The following is a 3,014-nucleotide window of genomic DNA, read 5'->3' as shown; positions in this document are numbered from 1 at the left end:
TCAACGTCCTGTGGGCCATGCTGCGCGACCACCAGGCCTATCAACCCACCACACCTAACGCCGCGGCGGCTTGACAACTTCATTGAGAATCTCCTTTCGCCGGTCCGTTCCCCACGCTACCGGATTCGCATAGCCTGGCTAACCGTCGGAATCTCGTGACGTTTCCGTGGGCCTGGTTTCATGCTGTTCAGCCCGGGTAGTGTCCGGTAGCGAACTGCGGTGCTCGGTCAAGACTTCGCGAGCAGACTGGCTATCCCGGCCGCATCAGGGGTGATGTGGGTGACGTCGGATAGGTCGGTGAACCCGATATCCGCCGAGACAAGCGCGGCGCCAACGGATTTGGCGGCGACTGCGAGCACCGCATCGAAGGCGCCGAGGCGCGACGTGGTCTCAAACAACGTCAGGCCGCGCTGGAGGGTGTCGCCAGTGATACTCAGTAACGGAGAGAGTAGTTCGGCGTAGTTCCGGCCGAGCGCGGCGGCATCGCCGCGGTCACGCCGCCGGGCGCGCACATGGACGAACTCCTGGATCACTTCGGCCGTGGTTGTCGCCTCGATGCGTTCTTCAGCGATCGCCGTGATCAGCTCGCGGCAAGGATCCCGAAACCGATGATCGATGCCCTTCGCATAAACGAGCACCGTGGTGTCGAGCACGATCATTTGCGGCGCGCGCGCAGCGCCCCCAGCTCTTGCTTGAGCTTCACGGGCTCGGGAACCGGCATGTCGGGAGCGTCGAGGAGACGCTGGCCGGCGGATTTCCGGCGGTCGCCAGGGCTGGTGAGGCCACGATCGATGGCCTCACGCACCACGGTTGCCACCGAGACACCTCGCTCGCGCGCTGCGGAGGTGATCCGCCGATGACGCTCATCGTCGAGCAGGATCTGAAGTCGATGTTCCAGCGGTGACATGCTCATACATTAGCATGCTCAACTCGCGTCAGGTCACCCACTCCGTCTGCCATCGTTCGACCCCAGCGGGCCGCAGATGTCGCGCGGGAACGCGATCGTGCCCAGTCGGTCGCTCACCATGTCGATGACGTTAGTTCATCACGGTCGGCTTCATCGGCCAAAGCAGATGGCGACTGACGCCGACCGGAGCCAGGAATGCGATTGTCATCTCCGGCTGAACGGATTGCACAGCTGCACTCCGTCGATGATCTGACCGTCGTTGAGGTCCTCCGTCCACACAGTGTCGCAACGTAATTCGGCAGCACTGCGGACAATCATGGCATCCCAGAAGGAGAGCTGGTGACGAATCGACATGGTGGCTGCGGCGATGACGTCATCGGGCAACGGCGAGTGGACGCGCCAATGCGCCAGGCTCTTGAGCCTGTCGACAGCCGACTTGGGATCGATCGTCTGCGCGACCTTGCGCGTCGCAGTGACGTAGAACTCCTGCAGAACCTGCACGCTGAGTGCTCCGCGGCGTTCACGCCACAGGCGATCGACGAGCGCGCTGGCCGCATCGTGCCGGTCACCGGCCGCCGCGTCATAGGCATAAAGCAAGACGTTGGTGTCGACGAACTCCATGGTCAGCGCTCGTGGAGCTCGTCGCGGGACCAAGTGAGCGGCCCCACTCGCAGGCCGAGCCCCGAGTTCATCATCTGACGTTCGAGTGCGGCCACCTCGTCGTAATCTCGGACCTCGCCGACGAGTTGCTCGAGCAGCCGCGCGACGAGACCCGATACGGACGTGTCGCGTTGCGCCGCCAGCACCTTCGCGCGGCGCACCAGCTCTTCGGGCATCGAGAGCGTGATGTTCTTTGTCGCCACGGTGAAGTAGTGTAGCACTGAATCACAGCCCCGTCGTCGGCGCATAGTGGCGGGTCGGTGGTAGATCCCAACCGTCAGATCACAACAAAGCCGAGGTGTTCGGCAACCTGCCGTTGCCCGAGTCCAGGTAAGCGATCACGGCCGGTCGCGCTCTTCGGCGAGCAAGCGATCGATTCGGCGCCCAAGGCCTTTGGTCGATTCGATGACCCGTTGTCGGCGAGCGGCACTCACCGGCCGAGCGTTCACCGGTCGAAGCGTCCCTGCGGCGGCAGCTGCGGCACGAAGCTGCGAGCGCCGGTCGCCGCTATCGGCGTCGGCGGCCGCGTCGAGGATCTCAGTTGCCAGCGCATTGAGGCTGCGCCTCTCCCGTGCCGCACGGGCTACCAATCGTCGGTGGATGTCCTCCGAGACCCGGAGAAGTAACTGCTTCACGGCAGCCCTGCTATCAAAAGCCATGCGGTGCTATCACATTCCACCTGGGGGCCGAAGCCGATCGCAGGTCAGTAACTGAATGTCGTCGCGGGCTCGTCACCGATCCACTGCCACATCGGGATGGTCCCTTGGAGCTCGGCGCCGGTGATGAGCGAATTCGCGTCAAGTTTTTTGGAATTGAAGCAAATCGAACAAACGTAGTATTGACCACCCGCGGCTTCGTAACGCTTCAGCAAATCGTCTAACGGGGGACAGCCTTCACAGGCGACTCCGGCAGCGGTGCCGTCGACGGCAAGCCGGACTGCCTCCTTCGCGAGGAACATGAGTGTCGGGCGCCCGGATTCGGCGGCACCGACTGCGACGAGGTAGGCAACTGTCACTTTTTCCGGGTCTTCGAGCCCGGTGGTCAGGCTGATTACGGCTTTACTTGGCATGGTGCGTTTCCCCTCGAGTCGTGGAGGCTTCTTCTCAAGGTGCGTCCGGTTGCGGGCAATGTCAACACCTGTGGATCGGGGTGGTTTTCGGCCCTTCCGGGAACGTGGCGGGGAAGGCCAACCGCATCAGGCGTCGGTCAGGTGCGGGCTCGCCGCCAGGCAGCGCTGTCGGTGAAGTAGTTGTCGAATCGTTCTTGACTGTCGAGCAGTTCCTGGATGGTGGCGTGCCCTGCGCGCAGCCGCGCCAGCAATCGGAAGTAGTCGAATCGCTCGATGCCCGGGGTGAGCACGATGAGCACGTCGGCAGCCTGGCCAGTCGGCGCGGCGAACGCGTGCGTGACCGTGGGTGGGACAACCAACAGGTCACCTTCACCGGCC

Annotated in this window: 7 protein-coding genes; all 7 read right to left on the bottom strand. The window is 63.4% G+C overall.

All coding sequences use genetic code 11. The annotated features are described in order from the left end of the window. Positions 1-227 precede the first annotated feature (227 nt). Positions 228-659 (bottom strand): type II toxin-antitoxin system VapC family toxin, encoded by a 432-nt coding sequence (locus AC2VOP_RS01885; protein WP_486959389.1) that lies wholly within the window; start codon positions 657-659, stop codon positions 228-230. Then, positions 656-907 carry a ribbon-helix-helix domain-containing protein gene (locus AC2VOP_RS01880; protein ID WP_486959388.1) on the bottom strand — a complete coding sequence of 84 codons (252 nt, stop codon included), beginning with the start codon at positions 905-907 and terminating at the stop codon, positions 656-658. The genes AC2VOP_RS01885 and AC2VOP_RS01880 overlap by 4 nt, the downstream gene beginning before the upstream one ends. 204 nt (positions 908-1,111) lie before the next feature. Further along, a complete protein-coding gene (locus AC2VOP_RS01875; RefSeq protein ID WP_486959387.1) occupies positions 1,112-1,528 on the bottom strand; it encodes a PIN domain-containing protein in 417 nt (138 codons plus the stop codon). A 2-nt stretch (positions 1,529-1,530) separates the two neighbouring features. After that, a complete protein-coding gene (locus tag AC2VOP_RS01870; protein ID WP_486959386.1) occupies positions 1,531-1,770 on the bottom strand; it encodes a DUF6364 family protein in 240 nt (79 codons plus the stop codon). A 135-nt stretch (positions 1,771-1,905) separates the two neighbouring features. Beyond that, entirely contained in the window at positions 1,906-2,226 is a 321-nt protein-coding gene (locus AC2VOP_RS01865; protein ID WP_486959385.1) for a toxin-antitoxin system HicB family antitoxin, read from the bottom strand. Positions 2,227-2,270: 44 nt separating this feature from the next. Further along, positions 2,271-2,636 carry a DsrE family protein gene (locus AC2VOP_RS01860; RefSeq protein ID WP_486959384.1) on the bottom strand — a complete coding sequence of 122 codons (366 nt, stop codon included), beginning with the start codon at positions 2,634-2,636 and terminating at the stop codon, positions 2,271-2,273. 137 nt (positions 2,637-2,773) lie between these two features. Further along, positions 2,774-3,014: cupin domain-containing protein (locus AC2VOP_RS01855; RefSeq protein WP_486959383.1), on the bottom strand; the 241-nt coding region annotated here is incomplete at its 5' end.

Source organism: Mycobacterium sp. TH-M106, assembly GCF_057473765.1.
Note: the sequence above shows the minus strand (reverse complement) of the source record. Positions and strands in the feature narration are given on the sequence as shown.

Excerpts from the sequence above, each read along its gene's own strand:
- AC2VOP_RS01885 (WP_486959389.1), bottom strand. The coding sequence starts at position 659 with ATGATCGTGCTCGACACCACGGTGCTCGTTTATGCGAAGGGCATCGAT.
- AC2VOP_RS01880 (WP_486959388.1), bottom strand. The coding sequence starts at position 907 with ATGTCACCGCTGGAACATCGACTTCAGATCCTGCTCGACGATGAGCGT.
- AC2VOP_RS01875 (WP_486959387.1), bottom strand. The coding sequence starts at position 1,528 with ATGGAGTTCGTCGACACCAACGTCTTGCTTTATGCCTATGACGCGGCG.
- AC2VOP_RS01865 (WP_486959385.1), bottom strand. The coding sequence starts at position 2,226 with ATGGCTTTTGATAGCAGGGCTGCCGTGAAGCAGTTACTTCTCCGGGTC.
- AC2VOP_RS01860 (WP_486959384.1), bottom strand. The coding sequence starts at position 2,636 with ATGCCAAGTAAAGCCGTAATCAGCCTGACCACCGGGCTCGAAGACCCG.